Annotated in this window: 17 protein-coding genes; 4 read left to right on the top strand and 13 right to left on the bottom strand. The window is 62.0% G+C overall.

The annotated features are described in order from the left end of the window. Position 1: 1 nt before the first annotated feature. From pqqE to EGY12_RS18580, 9 genes are all read right to left on the bottom strand, one after another. Positions 2-1,138: a pyrroloquinoline quinone biosynthesis protein PqqE gene (pqqE, locus tag EGY12_RS18540; protein WP_123894923.1), complete on the bottom strand. Its 1,137-nt coding sequence runs from the start codon at positions 1,136-1,138 to the stop codon at positions 2-4. After that, positions 1,131-1,409, bottom strand: a complete 279-nt coding sequence (gene pqqD, locus EGY12_RS18545) for a pyrroloquinoline quinone biosynthesis peptide chaperone PqqD (RefSeq protein WP_049199562.1) — start codon at positions 1,407-1,409, stop codon at positions 1,131-1,133. The genes pqqE and pqqD overlap by 8 nt, the downstream gene beginning before the upstream one ends. Continuing rightward, a complete protein-coding gene (gene pqqC, locus EGY12_RS18550) occupies positions 1,409-2,164 on the bottom strand; it encodes a pyrroloquinoline-quinone synthase PqqC (protein ID WP_123894924.1) in 756 nt (251 codons plus the stop codon). Before pqqC ends, pqqD begins: the two co-directional genes overlap by 1 nt. 9 nt (positions 2,165-2,173) lie before the next feature. Next, entirely contained in the window at positions 2,174-3,085 is a 912-nt protein-coding gene (pqqB, locus tag EGY12_RS18555) for a pyrroloquinoline quinone biosynthesis protein PqqB (protein ID WP_123894925.1), read from the bottom strand. Between the two features lie 58 nt (positions 3,086-3,143). Beyond that, positions 3,144-3,221 carry a pyrroloquinoline quinone precursor peptide PqqA gene (pqqA, locus tag EGY12_RS18560; RefSeq protein WP_004937827.1) on the bottom strand — a complete coding sequence of 26 codons (78 nt, stop codon included), beginning with the start codon at positions 3,219-3,221 and terminating at the stop codon, positions 3,144-3,146. Positions 3,222-3,338: 117 nt separating this feature from the next. Beyond that, positions 3,339-4,388 carry a dipeptidase gene (locus EGY12_RS18565; RefSeq protein WP_123894926.1) on the bottom strand — a complete coding sequence of 350 codons (1,050 nt, stop codon included), beginning with the start codon at positions 4,386-4,388 and terminating at the stop codon, positions 3,339-3,341. 134 nt (positions 4,389-4,522) lie between these two features. Beyond that, a complete protein-coding gene (locus EGY12_RS18570) occupies positions 4,523-5,449 on the bottom strand; it encodes a LysR family transcriptional regulator (RefSeq protein ID WP_123894927.1) in 927 nt (308 codons plus the stop codon). A 168-nt stretch (positions 5,450-5,617) separates the two neighbouring features. Beyond that, a complete protein-coding gene (locus EGY12_RS18575) occupies positions 5,618-7,243 on the bottom strand; it encodes a GMC family oxidoreductase (RefSeq protein ID WP_123894928.1) in 1,626 nt (541 codons plus the stop codon). Between the two features lie 19 nt (positions 7,244-7,262). Next, a complete protein-coding gene (locus EGY12_RS18580) occupies positions 7,263-8,780 on the bottom strand; it encodes an aldehyde dehydrogenase family protein (protein ID WP_123894929.1) in 1,518 nt (505 codons plus the stop codon). Between the two features lie 160 nt (positions 8,781-8,940). On the opposite strand from EGY12_RS18580, the gene EGY12_RS18585 reads away from it, so the two are divergent. Further along, positions 8,941-9,846, top strand: a complete 906-nt coding sequence (locus EGY12_RS18585) for a LysR family transcriptional regulator (RefSeq protein WP_123894930.1) — start codon at positions 8,941-8,943, stop codon at positions 9,844-9,846. Here the strand turns inward: EGY12_RS18585 and EGY12_RS18590 are convergent. The 4 genes from EGY12_RS18590 to EGY12_RS18605 are packed head-to-tail and all read right to left on the bottom strand — an operon-like array spanning position 9,816 to position 14,048. Continuing rightward, positions 9,816-10,040: a hypothetical protein gene (locus tag EGY12_RS18590; protein ID WP_123894931.1), complete on the bottom strand. Its 225-nt coding sequence runs from the start codon at positions 10,038-10,040 to the stop codon at positions 9,816-9,818. The two genes, EGY12_RS18585 and EGY12_RS18590, sit on opposite strands and share 31 nt — an antisense overlap. After that, positions 10,030-11,757 carry an FAD-dependent monooxygenase gene (locus EGY12_RS18595; protein ID WP_216641502.1) on the bottom strand — a complete coding sequence of 576 codons (1,728 nt, stop codon included), beginning with the start codon at positions 11,755-11,757 and terminating at the stop codon, positions 10,030-10,032. Before EGY12_RS18595 ends, EGY12_RS18590 begins: the two co-directional genes overlap by 11 nt. A 19-nt stretch (positions 11,758-11,776) precedes the next feature. Then, entirely contained in the window at positions 11,777-12,433 is a 657-nt protein-coding gene (locus EGY12_RS18600) for a polysaccharide deacetylase family protein (RefSeq protein ID WP_123894932.1), read from the bottom strand. Beyond that, complete coding sequence (locus EGY12_RS18605; RefSeq protein ID WP_123894933.1) at positions 12,426-14,048, bottom strand: GMC family oxidoreductase; 1,623 nt, start codon at positions 14,046-14,048, stop codon at positions 12,426-12,428. The genes EGY12_RS18600 and EGY12_RS18605 overlap by 8 nt, the downstream gene beginning before the upstream one ends. Before the next feature lie 170 nt (positions 14,049-14,218). On the opposite strand from EGY12_RS18605, the gene EGY12_RS18610 reads away from it, so the two are divergent. From EGY12_RS18610 to EGY12_RS18620, 3 genes are read left to right on the top strand one after another with little or no spacing between them, the layout of a single operon-like run. After that, positions 14,219-14,998: an SDR family oxidoreductase gene (locus tag EGY12_RS18610; protein WP_123894934.1), complete on the top strand. Its 780-nt coding sequence runs from the start codon at positions 14,219-14,221 to the stop codon at positions 14,996-14,998. Positions 14,999-15,021: 23 nt separating this feature from the next. Then, a complete protein-coding gene (locus EGY12_RS18615) occupies positions 15,022-15,750 on the top strand; it encodes a GntR family transcriptional regulator (RefSeq protein WP_123894935.1) in 729 nt (242 codons plus the stop codon). Between the two features lie 8 nt (positions 15,751-15,758). Further along, complete coding sequence (locus EGY12_RS18620; protein ID WP_123894936.1) at positions 15,759-16,610, top strand: fumarylacetoacetate hydrolase family protein; 852 nt, start codon at positions 15,759-15,761, stop codon at positions 16,608-16,610. Positions 16,611-16,633: the final 23 nt, after the last annotated feature.

Genomic DNA, 16,633 nt, shown 5'->3' on the forward strand with positions numbered 1-16,633 from the left:
GTCAGCCCTTGAAGATCAAACGGGAGTTGGTCTGATTGCGAAAACGCAGCTGATCGATACCGACCTGCGAGCGATTCGCCGTTTCCCGCGCCGCCAGAATGGTGCCGTGGTGCGGTGATTTGCCACACACCGGGTCGGCGTTGTCCGCGTTGCCGGTCAGCATGAAGGCCTGGCAACGGCAGCCGCCGTAGTCTTGCTCTTTTTCCGAACAGGAACGGCAGGGCTCCGGCATCCAGTCGTAGCCGCGATAGCGGTTAAAGCCGAACGAGTGGTACCAGATATGCTGCAGATCGTGCTCCAGCACCGACGGGAAAGCGATCGGCAACTGGCGAGCGCTGTGACAGGGTAACGCCATGCCTTCCGGCGTCACGCTCATGAAGATCGCCCCCCAGCCGCCCATGCAGCCTTTGGGCCGTTCCTCATAGTAGTCCGGCGTGACGAACAGCAGGTTGGCCAGCTTGCCGTCGGCGGCCATGCGTTCGCGATAGCGTTTCACCACCGCCTCCGCTTCGGCGATCTGCTCGCGAGTCGGCAACAGGCCTTCTCGGTTCAGGTGCGCCCAGCCGTAGAACTGGCAGGTCGCCAGCTCGACGTCGTCGGCATCCAGCTGGATCGCCAGTTCGATAATGCGGTCGATCTGGCCGATGTTATGACGATGCAGCACGAAGTTGAGCACCATCGGATAGCCGAGCGCCTTGACCGCCTTGGCCATGGCCAGCTTCTGCTGAAACGCCTTGGCGGAGCCCGCCAGCGCGGCGTTCAGCGTTTCGTCGCTGGCCTGAAAACTGATCTGGATATGGTCCAGCCCGGCGTCGGCGAAGGTCTGCAGCTTCTTCTCGGTCAGGCCGATGCCGGAGGTGATCAGGTTGGTGTAAAAGCCGAGATCGCGTGCGGCGGCGATCAGCTCGGGCAGGTCTTTACGCACCAGCGGCTCGCCGCCGGAAAAACCGAGCTGTACGCTGCCCATCGCCCGCGCCTGGCGAAACACCTCGATCCACTGCGCGGTGGTCAACTCTTTTTCCTGCGCGGCAAAATCGAGCGGATTAGAGCAATAGGGGCACTGCAGCGGGCAGCGGTAGGTCAGCTCCGCCAGCAGCCAGAGTGGCGGGTTCACCGCCGGCGCGCGTGCTTCAGTCACGGAAGGTCACCCATTTTTGTTCGTAGGCGCGCTGGAAAAATTCCAGCACGTCATCCGCCAACCCGTCGGCGCCGGGGAAACGGGCGTTCAGCTGGGCGATGATGCCGTTCAGCGTGGTGTGGCCGTCGACCAACTGCAAGATGGCGGCGGCGCTGTCGTTCAGCTTGGCCATGCCTTCCGGGTAGAGGATCACGTGGCTGTTCTGCACTTGTTCCCATTGCAGGCGGTAGCCGCGGCGGAAGACGGGGGTGTGTTCAGGGTTCAGCGTCATTACACCAGCCTCTGGTTGTGCCATACCCGCGCGGCGGTCACGCTGTGATAAGGCGGGCGGTTCAGGGTATAGGCCATGCTCATGGCGTCCAGCATGCTCCACAGAATATCCAGTTTGAACTGCAGGATCTCCAGCATGCGCTGCTGCTTTTCAACGGTGTCGCAATAGTCCAGCGCCAGCGCCAGACCGTGTTCCACGTCGCGGTTGGCCTGGCCGAGGCGGCTGCGGAAATAGTCGTAGCCGGCGGCGTCGATCCACGGATAGTGCTGCGGCCAGCTGTCGAGGCGCGATTGGTGGATTTGCGGCGCGAACAGTTCGGTCAGCGAGCTGCAGGCCGCTTCCTGCCAGCAGGCACGGCGCGCGAAATTGACGTAGGCGTCCACCGCGAAGCGCACGCCCGGCAGCACCAATTCTTCAGAGAGCAGAGCGTCGCGCTGTAGCCCAACGGCTTCTCCCAGGCGCAGCCAGGCTTCGATGCCGCCTTCACTGCCGCCGTAGCCATCGTGATCCAGGATGCGTTGCACCCATTTACGGCGGGTTTCCGATTGCGGGCAGTTGGCCATGATCGCCGCGTCTTTGATAGGAATGCTGGTCTGGTAATAGAACCGGTTGGCCACCCAGCCCTGGATCTGCTCCCGGGTCGCTTCGCCATTGTGCATCGCGATGTGGTACGGGTGGTGGATATGGTAATAAGCGCCTTTGGCGCGCAGCGCCGCTTCAAATGCCGGCGGAGTCAGGGGCAGTGGTTGCGTCATGGCGATTCCCTACAGTTCGATGTTCATGCCGTCCCAGCTCACCTCGATGCCGGCGGAGGTCAGGCTTTGCCGCTCTACCGAGTCTTCATTGAGGATTGGGTTGGTATTGTTAATGTGGATCAGAATTTTGCGCTTGGCGGGCAAGGTGGCGAGCAGGGCTGCCAGCCCGTGTTCTTCCGCCAGCGCCAGATGCCCCATGTCTTTGCCGGTATTGCGGCCCACGCCGGCGTTGGCCAGCTCGTTGTCGCGCCACAGGGTGCCGTCGATCAGCAGGCAGTCTGCGCGGCACAGCCACGGCATCAGCGCCTCGTCCGGTTCACCCAGGCCCGGTGCGTACAGCAGCCCGACTCCGCGTGCGGTATCTTCGATAAACAGCGCTACGTTGTGGCCCGGCAGCGGGCGATCGCGGTAGGGCGAATAGGGCGGCGCGTTGCTGAGTAGCGGAATGGCGGTAAAGCGCACGTTCGGGCATACCGCCGTGCGGAACGGTTCACCGGGCGTCACCGGATGGTGAATCAACCCGCCGTTCCAGTGGGAGAGCATGGGAAACACCGGGAAACCGGTGCTGAGATCGTCATGCACTTCAGGCGTGCACCAAACGTGATGCGGGCAGCCCTCGCGCAAGTTGAGCAAACCCGCGCTGTGATCGATTTGGCTGTCAGTCAGCACGATCGCGCCGATTCCGGTGCCGCGCAGCACGTCGGGATTGTTCAATTCGGGCGAGGCCAGCAGCTGATGGCAAATGTCCGGGGAAACGTTGCACAGCACCCAGTTTTTGCCGTCGTCGCTGACGGCGATGGAAGACTGCGTGCGGCGAGTGGCGTTGATGCTGTGGTCGCGAACGCCCCGGCAGTTATCGCAGTTGCAATTCCACTGGGGAAAGCCGCCGCCTGCTGCTGAGCCGAGAACTTTTATCTGCATGTCTAAACCAGAAAGAGAGGGAAAGAAATGCCCGCGCGAAAGGCGGGCGGACGGGCGATTAACGGTTGGAAATGTACAGCGTCACTTCCAGACCCAGACGCAGGTCAACAAACTCAGGTTTAGTCCAGGTAGTCATAGCGGTGCTCCTTAGCATGCATCGTAATAGTTCGAGCCTAATGAGAAACGTTCGCATTCGGCCGGCCCAATGTTGACGAAATGTGACGGAGATCGCAACCTTTAAAGCGTAACCGGGTTATTCACCCCAGGTGGCGGAGAGCACGTTCAGCCAGTTGCGCCAGGTCAGCTTCTCCAGCAGCCGGTTATCGAACCCGGCCTGCGCCAGCGCTTGCGTCAGCAGCGGCAGGCCGCCAACATCCGCCAACGGTTGTGGTACGTTGACCCCGTCAAAATCAGAGCCAAATCCCACGCGATCTTCACCAAGTTTAGCGATCAAATACTCAACGTGTTTAACAATTTCTGTTAAGCCTGTTGTTGCACTGTCACGTTTTCCGTCCGCACGCAGGAAGGCGGTACCAAAATTGACGCCGACCATCCCGCCGCTCTGGGCGATGGCGTCCAGCTGGGCGTCGGTCAGGTTGCGTGGCTGCGGGCAGAGAACGTGGGCATTGGAATGGGTGGCGACCAGCGGCGCTTGGCTCAGCGCGGCGGTTTGCCAGAAGGTTTTCTCGTTCATGTGCGAGACGTCTACCATGATGCGGCGGTGGTTGCAGGCGCGGATCAGCGCCTCGCCAGCCGGCGTCAGGCCGGGGCCGGTATCGGGTGAGCCGGGGAACGGCCCGCTGACGCCGGCGCCGAAGGCGTTCGGCAGATTCCAAAATGGCCCGATGCTACGCACGCCCAGCCGGTAGAAGGCCTCCAGCTGCGTCAGTTCCGCGTCGATCATGCCGGCGCCTTCAATATGCAACACCGCAGCGATCTGCCGGTTGAGACGGCACTGTTCTATCTCGGTAGCGGTGCGACAGATGCGCAGCTGCCCCTGAGAGGCTTGCTCCAGCTGCTGCAGGATGGCGATTTGCCGTTCGGCGATCGCCAGCGGATCGAAGGCCGCCTGCGCCTCGTTCTGCGTTTGGTTGCGCATCTGGGCGATATAATTGACCGGGGGAATAAATACCGCGAACAGTCCGCCGAAAAATCCGCCGCGCCGCATGCGGGAAAAATCGAGGTGACCGGGCGTGACGCGGGAATAAAAGGCGGTGACCGGATCGTCGTCGTGCTGCAGCCACAGGTTGAGCAGCAGGTCGTTATGGCCGTCGAACACCGGCCAGAGAGGAGGAAGTGTCATGGGCGCTTCACTGAGTCAGGCATCGTGAACGCTATGTTCTCCGATCGCGCGAGGGGGAACAACCCTCAGGCTATAGGGGCTTTGATGGCGGTTAGACCCACCCGATATCCACAACGTCAAACGTAGTGACAATGTCACTCAGTGCGAGGCGATACCGGCTCGCGCTGACGGCAGACCGTCAACAACAGCTGTCGTAACCAACGGTGATCCGCCTCGGCGTCCAGGCGCGGATGCCACATTTGCGACACGGTGATGGGCGGCGTTTTCACCGGCAGCTCGAAGACGCGCAGCGGGCCGCCCGCCGGTTGCGCATGCAGGAAGGAAGCGGGTAGCAACGCCAGCAGATTCGAAGCTTGCGCCACCGCCAGCGCGGCCGGAAAGCTCGGCACCACGGCGGCGATATGGCGTGCCAGCCCCAGCTCCGCCAGCGCGGCGTCTACCGGCCCGAGGATGCGTCCGCTGCGTGAGGCGACCACGTGGCCGCAGGCGGCGTAGTCGGCGGCGCCGATCTCCCGCTGCAGCGCCAACGGATGCGCGGTTCTCATCACGCCGACGAAGCGATCGCGGAACAGCGCCTGCAGGCGAATTTCCGGGCCCATGTCACCCAGTACGCCAATCTCCAGATCGACGAGCCCTTCACGCAGGGGCCGGTCGCTTTTCTCCGGCTTGGGCGCAAAGCGCAGACGCACCCGCGGTGCCTGTTCGGCAACGGCGGCGATCAGCGCCGGGCCGAAGGCTTCGACGAAGCCTTCGTTGGCACGCAGCGTGAAGGTACGTTCCAGCGCGGCGGGATCCAATGCGCCCTGCGCCGGGCGCAACACCGCGCGCGCCTCGAACGCTGCGTGCCGCGCCCGCTCGCGCAGCGTTTCGGCATAGGGCGTCAGCACCATATGACGGCCGGCGCGTACCAGCAGAGGGTCGCCGGTGGCCGCGCGCAACCGGCTTAGGGTACGGCTCATCGCCGAGGCGCTTAAACCGAGACGCCGTGCGGCGCCGGCGACGCTGCCCGCCGTCAGCAGCGCGTCAAGCGCGATCAACAGGTTGAAATCAGGGTCGGTCATACGTGCGTATCCTGTGCTGCCGAGAAATGGGGCAAGGCGTTTGATGCAGGCGACGTCACCTATGCTGTGTCCGTCACTTACCATTATGCATGGTTATCTTTTGCGCACGCTATGATTTATCTGGCTGATAATGTGAAGAGCGCCGCCCGCTAGCGGGCGGCAAAGGCCTTAATGGCCGGAGAGGATCATATCGGCGGCTTTTTCACCGATCATGATGCTGGGCGCATTGGTGTTGCCGCTAGGAATGACCGGCATCACCGAGGCGTCGATCACTCGCAGCCCCGATAAACCCCGTACCTGCAACTGTGGGTCGACCACCGCCATATCATCGACGCCCATGCGTGCAGTGCCCACCTGATGGTGATAAGAGCCGGTAGCGCGGCGAATATAGTCGCGCATTTGTGCCCGGCTGTTCACGCCATCCATGCCTTGTTCTCGACCGCGCCACGGCGCCATAGCACTCTGGTGCATTACGTCGCGCATCAACAGCGCCTTGTCGGTCATGATTTCCAGATCCTCGTTCTCGGCATACACCTGCGGATCCATCAACGGAGGTTGGAGGGGATCGTTCGAACCGAGCCATAGCCGACCGCGGCTTTTTGGCCGCACCAGACCCGGCGTGACAGTATACCCCTGGCTGACGCCGGGCAGGAACGGTAGGGTGAATAGCAGCGACTGCGTATCCGGCCCGTTCAACTGCGGCGCCGATTTATGGAAGATCTGCGCTTCAATACCGGAGGCCAAACCGATCTCGACCGGCTGCGGGGAAGACCACACCATCGGGCAAACCAGGTGATCGTGCAGGTTCTCACCGACGCCTGGCAGGTTGACCAGCGCAGTCATACCCAGTTTTTCCAGCTGCTGCGCCGGGCCGATGCCGGAGTGTAACAGAATGGAAGGGGTCATAAGCGACCCGGCACACAGCAGCACCTCATGTTTGGCTTCGATACGATAGTCGATGCCGCGATGCAGGAAGTGTACCCCGGTAATGCGTTCGCCTTGGTTCAACAGCTTCAACACCCGCGCCTCCGTCATGACCGACAGGTTCGGCGCCTGGCGAATGGCGTCGCCGTAGCACACCCAGGCGCTGGCCCGTTTGCCGTTCGGCGTCATGGTGTATTGCGGGAAGCTGACGCCGCTGGGATCGTTGCCGTCGTTGTAATCCTCAACCCAGCGCAAGCCCGTCTGCTGGCCCGCCTCGACAAACGCGTGGGCCAGCGGCGTCATCGCCGGCCGTGAAACCTGCAACAGGCCTCCGGTGGCGTGCTGCGCGGAAAGCCCGACGATATTGCAGTTTTCCGCCTTACGGAAATAAGGCAGCACATCCCGCCAGGCCCAGCCCGCGGCACCCAGCGCGGCCCAGTTGTCATAATCTTCCGGCAGACCGCGCACGTACATCATGCCGTTGATGGCGCTGGAACCGCCCAGCGTTTTTCCGCGTGGCCAATAGATATCCTGTTTGCCGGCGAAGGTTTGCGGCTGGGTTGAGAATCCCCAGTCAACGGCAGAGTGCCACAGTGCCATCGCTTCCGGCGGGTTATGGATCGCCGGCATATCGTCGCGCGGCCCCGCCTCGAGCAGCAGCACGCGCAGCCCGGCGTCCACCAGCCGGCGAGTCACTACCGAACCGGCAGAGCCGGCGCCGATCACAATAAAATCGTATTTGGGATCGTTGGCACGGGCGGTGGCGCGCGTATAGCCGGAAAACGGCAGCGCTGCCGCCGCGCCCATCGCCAGGCTAGCGGCAATGAACTTTCGGCGTCCGGCATTAGCGGTGCTTTTATCTTGTTTCATAGTGTCTCCTCTCGACCGTTCAATGGGCGTCGATATCTTGCAGTGCGATCCAGGTAGCCTTCATTTCGCCGTATTGCGGCAGGGCGTGCAGCGACAGATCGCGGCCAATACCGGATTGTTTGAAACCGCCGAAGGGCGAAAGAATGTCCCGCGTCAGGAAATGGTTGACCCACACGGTGCCGGCCTCCAGCTGCCGCGCGACGCGGTGGATTTTGGCGATGTCCGGCGTCCAAAAGCCGACGGTCAGACCGTATTCGCTGTCGTTGGCCAACCGAATGGCCTGTTCCTCATTGTCAAAGGTCATCAGCGAGGCGACCGGCCCGAAGATCTCGTTTTTTGAGGCGGTCATCTCCGGGGTGGCGTGGTCGATCAGCGTGGGCGGCAGCACGTATCCGCCCGGCAGCAGGGCATTGTCGGCCTGGCCGCCGCTGACGATGCTGGCACCTTCAGCGCGTGCCGATTCGATATAGCGCAGCACGTTGGCCTGATGCTGAGCATCGATCAACGGTCCCATCGTAGTGGCCGGATCCAGCGGGTGCCCCGGCTGCCATTTCTGCAACTCTTCCACCAGCAGCGTCAAAAACGACTCCTTGATGGAAGATTGCACCAGCAGTCGAGTGCCGGAGGCGCACACCGCCCCTTGGTTGGCGCAGAATCCCAGCGCGGCGAAGCGCGCCGCGCGCGCCAAATCCGGCGTATCGGCAAAAATGATGTGCGCATTTTTACCACCGCCTTCCAGGAAGGTGCGCTTCATGTTGGACTGCCCGGCGTAGATCAGCAGCTGTTTGGCGACCTGCGTGGAGCCGGTGAACGCCATTGCGCGCACTCGAGGGTGCAACGCCAGCGTTTTGCCCACCTGAGCGCCACCGGTCACCACGTTGAAAACGCCGTCGGGGATACCGGCGAGGCGGGTCAGCTCGGCCAGGCGAATGCCGGTCAGCGGCGCTTTCTCCGACGGTTTGAACACCACCGAGTTACCCATCGCCAGCGCCGGGGCTATTTTCCAACAGGCGATCATCAGCGGATTGTTCCACGGCGTCATCACCGCCACCACGCCGAGTGGCGCCAGCGTGATCATGCCATGAAAGGCATCGCCGGTCGGGGCGATCTCGCCGGCGATCTTGTCGATTGCCTCGGCGTAGTAGCGGATGGCGATCTGCACATCCTGCATGTCCATATCCAGCGATTCATGGATGGTTTTGCCGGTATCCAGGCTTTCCAGCAGCGCCAGCTCTTCCTGATGTTCCGCCACCAGGTCGGCCAGCCGCAGCAGTGCCGCCTTGCGTTGTGCCGGTGAGCGTCGCACCCAGTCGCCGTTTTTGAACGCCTGTTCGGCGGCCGTCACGGCGCGGTTGACCGTGGCTTCATCACAGTCGGCGATGTTGGCCAGCGGACGCCCATCGATCGGGCTGGCGTCGATGAAAGTCGCGCCATCGGCTGAATCCTGATACCGGCCGGCGATATAGGCGCGGCCTTCAATTTGCAGCCCGGCGGCTTGCTGCCGCCATTGGGCGAAGGTTTTGCTTTGGCTACTCATCTCGGATCCCTTAGTAGACACCGCTTAGCGGGTGAGTAACTAAACTAGCGGGACGACGTTACCGCGACGAGTAGATAAACGACACCATACTGGTAACGCATAGGCACCAATAGATGGCCTATAGTGTGCTAATAACGCACTAGGGGAACGGAAAGAAAACATGGATATGATCAACGCATTGCGCGTGTTTAACGCCGTCGTGGCCGAAGGTAGTTTCACTGCCGCAGCGGAAACGCTCGATCTCTCACGCCCGCGGGTCAGCAAATACATCGCCGAGCTGGAACAGCATTTCGGCGTGCGTTTGTTGCAGCGTACGACGCGATCGATGACGCTGACCGAGGCTGGGCGTGAATGTTACGCCTTCAGCCAGCGCATTACCGCCGAATGTCAGGCGCTGGACGAGTATATGGGCAATCAAGGGCAACCTGGTGGCACGTTGCGCATCAGCGCGCCGCACCCATACTGTCGCGCCGAGCTGGCGACTATCGTGGCGGGTTATCAACGCCGCTATCCGCGTGTAGCGGTCGAGTTTTGCCTCAGCGATCAGTTGGTCAACCTGATTGAGCAGGGCATCGACGTGGCGATCCGCGTGGCCAATTTGTCCGATTCCACGCTGGTGGCGCGCCGGCTATGCGACATCCCGCGGGTTCTCTGCGCCTCGCCCGAATACTTGGCAAAGCACGGCGTTCCCACCTCACCGCAAGCGTTGCGCGACCACAACTGTCTGATGTATTCATTGTTGCCGCGTACGGAACAATGGGAATATCTGGATGCGCAGGGCCGGGCGATTGAAGTGCCGGTATTCGGCACGCTGCGCGCCAACAGCGGCGATGCGCTGCTCGCCAGCGCGCTTGAAGGCCGGGGCATAATCCTGGAGCCGGAGTTCGTGGTCAGGGAAGCGCTGGCCGCCGGTGCGCTGGTCAGGGTGATGGCGGAATACGTGTGGACCAGCCGTTCGCTGTACGTGTTGTACGTTAACCGGCGCTACCTGCCGGTTAACATACGCAGCTTCGTGGATTTCCTGGCGGAGTATTATCAGCGCGCCGCTTTTTCGGCCGGGGGTTGAGCGCTTTCTGGCTGTAGCTCAGCAGCCTCGGTAATCAACGCCCGGGCCGTTTGTTCATCCGCCAGCGCCTCCAGCAGCAACAGGTTCAGTCGCGCCAAAAACAGCGCCAGGTCTTCACCGCTGAAGCGGCCGGCGGCCTGCTCGAAATAGCGATAGATCTCATCGCGTTGACGGTCGTTCAGCTTAGTTTTCATCGGTTGTCTCCTTGTCGCCACTAAGGTGAGCGCAGGCGCGCTGCAGGGCCTGCTCGATTTGTTGGGCCGTGGCCGGTTGCGGCTGTCCCCAGCGCCAACACACGTGGCCATCAGGCCTAACCAGATACAGCGCGTCTTGTGCGGTGCCGTAAGCAACGTGTAGCCGCCCGTGCGGATCTTCAATGACGCCGGCATCGCCGTGCCGCGGCCGCCCCGGCAAACCGACGGTGACGATGCGCAGCGGGTAACGCGTTTGCAGCTCTCGTGCCGGCGATGCCGTTGTATCGGGCTCTGTCTGCGCCGGGAAGTGCAGCAGGGTGAAGCTGCGCGCGTCAAGCAGCCCTGTCAGGGCCTGGGGGTGGCCATCCTGCAGCAGGGGATACTCGTCTAACACCGAGCCTACCGCCGGGCCGGGCAGATCGTCGTCTGTCGTCAGGGTATTCAGCGGGGAATCCGTATAACGGATGCTGTGGGTCTGACGTGGGTTGATCAGCGACGAAAATTGCGGATGACGGGCCGCCAGCGACAGCACCGCGTTGCGTAGCGTGGTGCCGCCGGGCGTAGCGGGGCACATGAATTCCGCGCTGCGGCTCGCTTGATCGGCGTTATCGCGCCAGGCACCGTGGCGTTCGTGGGAGTAGCTGTCCAGCAGGCGATCCGGCGCGCGCCCTTGCAGAACATAGGCCAGTTTCCACCCCAGGTTGTAGGCGTCGTCCAGGCCGCCGTTGAGACCGCGCACGCCGAAGATCGGCACCACGTGCGCCGCATCACCGACAAACAACACTCGGCCGTGTCGGTAACGCTCCAGCGACAGTGCCTTGGCGTTGTACATGCTGATCCAGATCGGTCGCCATTGTCCCGTTTCGCCGACCATCTTCAGAAAGCCTTCCACCACCGGCAGGACGTTTTCCGGTTTCAGACCCTCTTCGTCACTGACATGATCCTCCAGCAGGTAATCGATGCGCCAAATGTTATCGGGCTGACGGTGCATCCACATCGGGCCTGGACGGAGCGGTGTTTCGAACCAGACTCGGCGTTCTGCCGGGGTTTCGCTTTCCAGCTCGATATCGATAATGGCGAAACGCCCTTTGTGTACCCGGCCCTGCAGATGCAAATCCAGCTGTTCTCGCATGCGGCTGCGACCACCGTCGCAGGCGAGCAGCCAATCGGCTTCGAGCTGATAATTGACGCCCGCCGCCTGCAGCGACACCTTGACGCCCTCGTCTGACGGCACGATGCGCTGCACCTCTGATCCCCAGCGGATTTCGATCAGATCGCCACAGCGCATCACTTCATCTAGCAGGAACTGCTCGATGTAGTACTGCTGCAAATTGATCATCGCCGGAAACTGCTGGTTGTCATCCTGCAGCATGTCGAATTGCATCACCTGTTCGCCGTGATAAAAGCTGCGGCCGCGGGTCCAGGCCAGCCCTTTGTCGACAAAGGCGGCGACGACGCCCAACTTATCGAGGATTTCCAGGCTGCGACGCGAGATGCAGGCCGCACGGCTGCCGGTGCACACCTGAGTGTCGTTCTCCAGAACCAGCGAAGCGACGCCCTGTCGCGCCAGCGCCAGCGCGGTGGCCAAACCGACCGGCCCGCCGCCGACGATAACCACCTGATGGCGGCGCGTTTCGCGGCCGCCCTCCAGCGGCGGCAGCCGAACCGGGTATTGTTGATAATGAAATTCGCCAATCACGTTATTGGGTTGCATCATCTGTCTCCTTATCGCACTGTCACGCGTTTGCCGGCGCCACCAGGGCGGCGAAGGGATGGCGAGCCACGCCGGCCTGGATCGGCATCACCCAGTCGGGCAGTTGCTGGGTGATCTCCACATCCCGCAGCACCAGTTGATCGAGGAAATCGCCGAGATGTTCCATCGCCTCTGGGCGCGCGTCGTGCAACACCATCACCGTCCAGGGCTGGGCGGCGATATCCTCCAGCGCACGCGTCACCCACCCGTGGGTCGGCAATTCCCAGTCGCGCGGTACTGAATTCCACAGCACCAGGGTAAAACCCTGCTGCTGCAAGACCTCGACCGCTTCCTGGTTCAGCACGTGCGGGCCAAGAATGCCTTTGCCGGCATAGGGGCGAAACAGCGGGGGCGATTCGGCGTAGGTGCCGAGTCGGGCTTGCCCCTCAGTGATCTCATGGCGAGCGAAGCCCGGGGCGCCCAACCCCAAAGGCAGCGAGTGAGTCAGGGTGTGAATGCCGACGCGGTGTCCAGCCTGTTTGACGGCGGCGACCAGCGCTTCGCCGCCTTCTGCGGCGATTTTCTCGCCAATGGGAAAGAAGTTGGCCAGAATTCGACGTTCCGCCAGCGTTTGGAGCACCAGCGGCGTACCTACCGGGTGGGGGCCGTTGTCAAACGTCAGCGTCAGTTTTTTATGCATTGTCTTGCTCCTCGAGGCTTGCCAGCATCATATCGACCGCGCGTTCCGCCACCATGATGGTTGGCGCGTTGGTGTTGCCTGCCGGAATGCGGGGAAACACCGAGGCATCCGCGATGCGGACGCCGCTTATGCCGTGCAAGCGCAGTTGTAAATCCACCACCGAATCCGCCGGTTCGGCACCCATGCGGCACGTGCCGACGGGGTGGTACTCGGTTTTCCCGTGTTGGCGCACGAACTCCGCCAACTGTTCATCGCTGTGCTGATCCGGCGTCGGCAACAGGACGCGTTCGATCACGTCAGCCAGAGCCGGCGCCTGAAACAGCCGCAATCCCAGACGCACCGCCCTGATTTGCGCGGCGACGTCCGCTTCCTCGGCCAGATAATTCAGACGAATATCCGGCAGAGAGCGCGGGTTGCTGTCCCGCAAGCGCACTTCGCCGCGGGCCTGCGGCCGCAGGTGGGCAAGTTTCAGTGAGACCGCGTGCAGTTTCTGCGCCTGTCTGCCTTTGTCGTCCACGTTGTCTGCCGCCGCCAACCCCATCAGTTGCACGTCAGGCCGATCATCATCGCCGGTAGAGAAAAATCCGCCGCACTCCAGCAGGTTGGAGGCGCAAATGCCGCGTTTGAACAGCAGCCATTCCAGACCGTTCGCCATCGCTTTGACGCCCTTGTCTTGGCCGAGCAGGCTGATGGGATGTTTCAGGGCGGCGACGACGGAGAAATGCAGGTGATCCTGCAGGCGTTGGCCGACCAGCGGGGTGTCGAGAGTGGGTTTGACGCCAACCTCGCGCAGATGATCCGCTGGGCCGATACCGGACAGCATCAGCAGTTTCGGCGTGCCGATAGCGCCGGCGCACAGCACGATCTCACGCTCGGCCATCGCCTGCCGACGTTTGCCGTGGCTATCGACGTATGCAACGCCCACGGCGCGATCGCGTTCGAGCAGCAGGCGCTCCACAAGAACGCCGGTCATTACGTGCAGATGGGGCCGGTGGCGCATCGGTGTCAGGTAGGCCGCAGCAGTGCTGCAGCGCTGTCCCTGAAAAGTGGTGGTTTGATAGAAGCCGATGCCCTGTTGCTGCTTGCCGTTGAAATCCAGGGTGTAGGGATAACCCAGCTCTTGCCCGGCCTTGACGATGGCGTAACTCAGCGGGTGGCGGTAGCCGGAGTCGCTGACCTTGAGATGGCCACGGTCGCCGTGGTAGGCATCATGCAGACTCTGGTTGCACTCCGCCTTGATAAAATAGGGCAGCACGTCGCGGTAGCCCCAACCGGTACAGCCGTCGAGTTGCTCCCAGTCATCGTAGTCCTGCGCATGGCCGCGTACATACAGCTGCCCGTTCACCGAGCTGCCGCCGCCCAACACGCGCCCTTGCGGTATGCCCATCGCCCGATGGCCCATATGAGGTTCGTCGTCGCTTTGGTAGGGCCAAATCAGCTTGCCGACGATCTCCGGAAAGCCGGCCGGCATTCGAATGAACAGGTTTTTGTCTTCTCGTCCGGCCTCCAGCAGCAAAATGCGTGCGGTGGTATTCTCCGCCAGCAAGCCCGCCACCACGCAACCAGCGGAACCGCCGCCCACCACAATATAGTCATACCGTTCGTTCTCTTGCATGCGCTCTCCCTGAATGGGTGATAGTGGAAATGCCAGAAACGCGAAAAAATATATTTTTTATATTAAAGAATATTTTTTATTGATGTCTATATTTTTTATCGTTAGCATGACATTTAAGCAACATCACCACGCTCAGCGATGGGCTTATCTGGCGATAGGAGAGAGCGGTTATGGATATGAAGCTGGCGGATAAACGTGCCCTGGTCTGCGCTTCCAGCAGCGGGTTGGGGTATGCTTGCGCCGCCGCGTTGTTGAAGGAAGGGGCCAGCGTCTGGATCAACGGCCGCGACGCCACACGGCTAGAGGCGGCGCGGCAGCGTCTGCTGGCGGACATCGGTGGCCAGGTGCAGGCGGTGGTCGCCGACATCACCACACAAGAAGGGCGCGCGGCCCTGCTGGCCGCCTGCCCGGATGCCGATATTCTGGTCAATAACAATGCCGGCCCGGAGCCGGGCAACTTCTTCGATTTCGACGAGCAGGCGTGGTTGACGGCGCTGCAGGGCAATCTGCTCGCCGCGCTAATGTTGATCCGCGCGCTGGCACCGGGAATGCGGGCACGTAGATTCGGCCGCATCATCAATATTACCTCGGCGATGGTCAGCACGCCGCGTGGCCACATGACATTGTCCGCCGCCTCACGCGCCGGTCTCACCGCAGCCTGCAAGGGGCTGTCGCGCGAGTTCGTCGCCGATAACGTCACGATCAATAACCTGCTGCCCGAGCGTTTCGATACGCCGCGTCAACAGCAGATGGCGCATGTCGCCATGGCGCAGCGCGGCATCACCTTTCAACAGGCGCGGCAGAGCCAGATCGACTCCATTCCCGCCGGGCGTATGGGGCTGCCGGAGGAGTTCGGTGCCGCCTGCGTCTACCTGTGCAGCGAGATGAGCGGGTACATGACCGGACAAAATATGCATCTGGATGGCGGTGCCTATCCCGCCCTGCTATAGCGAAGCAACGAAAAGAGAACGCAATGAACATGAAACCCACGGAAAATCCGCTGCATCAGCAGGGGGAGTTCAAAAGCCTGAGCGGCGCTGCGGTGGCGCTGATCCGTCGCCGCATTATCGATGGGCAATATCAACCCGGCAGCAAACTGGTGATCGGCAATATCTCCGCCGAACTGGACATCAGCCCCGGCCTGGTGCGTGAAGCGTTATCGCGGCTGGTGACCGAGGGATTGGTCACCGCGCATGAACAACGCGGTTTTCGGGCCAGCGAAGTGTCGCTGCAGGAGCTGCAGGACATCACTGCCAACCGGCAAATGATCGAGACCCATGCGCTGCGGCTATCTATCGCCAACGGCGACGCCGAATGGGAAGCGGGGATCATTGCGGCGTTTCATCGCCTCAAACGCAGCCCGCGTCTGGAAAATGAGGGGCAAACGCACGCCTGGAGCCAGCTTCACTATGCGTTTCACCGCAGCCTGTTGATGGCCTGCGGTTCGCCGTGGATGCTGCGATTTTCCGATCTGTTGTTCGATCAGTCTGAACGTTATCGCCGGCTGCGTTTCGGTTATGAACTGGCCGGCGCGGTGCCTGAACGGGATGTGGACGGTGAGCACCAGGCGATTATGGACGCCGCGCTGGCGCGGGATGCGGATCGTGCTGCTGCGTTGCTGGCCCAGCACTATCAGCACACCGCGCAGCGGATTATCGAACAGGCGGACAATCCCGCTTTCAATGGCGGCTCCACACGATAGGAGATCCCATGCGAATCGTCAGTTTTATGGCCTATGGCCGCGCCGGTTACGGCCTGCTGCGCGGAGAAGATGAGATTGTCGACGGCAGCGCGCTGCTGCCTTACCCCGATGTCCGCAGCGCGTTGGCCGCCGGCGGCATGGCGGCGTTTGCCCCGTTGCGCGACGCGTCGGCCACGCTGAAGGCCGCAGAGGTCAGTTGGTTGCCGCCGATCGTCAATCCGGAAAAGATCCTGTGCGTCGGCCTCAACTATCGGCCGCATCTGCTGGAAACGGGCCGTGAAGCGCCCGACCATCCGACGTTGTTTCTGCGGTTGCCCACCTCGCAGGTGGGCCACGGCCAGCCGCTGCTGATCCCGACAGAATCGGCGCAGCTTGATTATGAAGGCGAGCTGGCGGTGGTGATCGGCCGGGGCGGGCGTCGCATTGCCGAACGCGATGCTCTGCGGCATGTCGCCGGTTATGCCTGTTATAACGATGGCAGCGTGCGCGACTGGCAGCGCCACAGCTCACAGTTTACCGCCGGTAAAAATTTCAGCGGCACCGGCGCCTTTGGCCCGTGGTTGCTGAGTGCGGATCGCATTCCTGATCCGACATCGCTGCAGCTGGAAACCCGGGTCAACGGCCAGGTTATGCAGCAGGCCTCGCTAGCGGAATTGATATTCTCCATTCCGGCGTTGATCGCTTACTGTTCGACTTTTACCACGCTGGCGCCGGGCGACGTGTTGGTAACCGGCACGCCCGGCGGCGTCGGCGCTTTCCGTCAGCCGCCTGTCTGGCTACAGGCCGACGATCGGGTCGAGGTAGCGATCGCCGGACTCGGTACGCTCAGCAACCCCGTTATTCCCGACACCGGCGCCTGACGGCGTCCGCGAATACCCACCCG

Source organism: Serratia sp. FDAARGOS_506 (assembly GCF_003812745.1).
Classification (GTDB): domain Bacteria; phylum Pseudomonadota; class Gammaproteobacteria; order Enterobacterales; family Enterobacteriaceae; genus Serratia.

Coding starts and splice junctions, on each gene's coding strand:
- pqqD (WP_049199562.1), bottom strand. CDS start 1,409: ATGACGCTGAACCCTGAACACACCCCCGTCTTCCGCCGCGGCTACCGC.
- pqqC (WP_123894924.1), bottom strand. CDS start 2,164: ATGACGCAACCACTGCCCCTGACTCCGCCGGCATTTGAAGCGGCGCTG.
- pqqB (WP_123894925.1), bottom strand. CDS start 3,085: ATGCAGATAAAAGTTCTCGGCTCAGCAGCAGGCGGCGGCTTTCCCCAG.
- pqqA (WP_004937827.1), bottom strand. CDS start 3,221: ATGACTACCTGGACTAAACCTGAGTTTGTTGACCTGCGTCTGGGTCTG.
- EGY12_RS18565 (WP_123894926.1), bottom strand. CDS start 4,388: ATGACACTTCCTCCTCTCTGGCCGGTGTTCGACGGCCATAACGACCTG.
- EGY12_RS18570 (WP_123894927.1), bottom strand. CDS start 5,449: ATGACCGACCCTGATTTCAACCTGTTGATCGCGCTTGACGCGCTGCTG.
- EGY12_RS18575 (WP_123894928.1), bottom strand. CDS start 7,243: ATGAAACAAGATAAAAGCACCGCTAATGCCGGACGCCGAAAGTTCATT.
- EGY12_RS18580 (WP_123894929.1), bottom strand. CDS start 8,780: ATGAGTAGCCAAAGCAAAACCTTCGCCCAATGGCGGCAGCAAGCCGCC.
- EGY12_RS18585 (WP_123894930.1), top strand. CDS start 8,941: ATGGATATGATCAACGCATTGCGCGTGTTTAACGCCGTCGTGGCCGAA.
- EGY12_RS18590 (WP_123894931.1), bottom strand. CDS start 10,040: ATGAAAACTAAGCTGAACGACCGTCAACGCGATGAGATCTATCGCTAT.
- EGY12_RS18595 (WP_216641502.1), bottom strand. CDS start 11,757: ATGATGCAACCCAATAACGTGATTGGCGAATTTCATTATCAACAATAC.
- EGY12_RS18600 (WP_123894932.1), bottom strand. CDS start 12,433: ATGCATAAAAAACTGACGCTGACGTTTGACAACGGCCCCCACCCGGTA.
- EGY12_RS18605 (WP_123894933.1), bottom strand. CDS start 14,048: ATGCAAGAGAACGAACGGTATGACTATATTGTGGTGGGCGGCGGTTCC.
- EGY12_RS18610 (WP_123894934.1), top strand. CDS start 14,219: ATGGATATGAAGCTGGCGGATAAACGTGCCCTGGTCTGCGCTTCCAGC.
- EGY12_RS18615 (WP_123894935.1), top strand. CDS start 15,022: ATGAACATGAAACCCACGGAAAATCCGCTGCATCAGCAGGGGGAGTTC.
- EGY12_RS18620 (WP_123894936.1), top strand. CDS start 15,759: ATGCGAATCGTCAGTTTTATGGCCTATGGCCGCGCCGGTTACGGCCTG.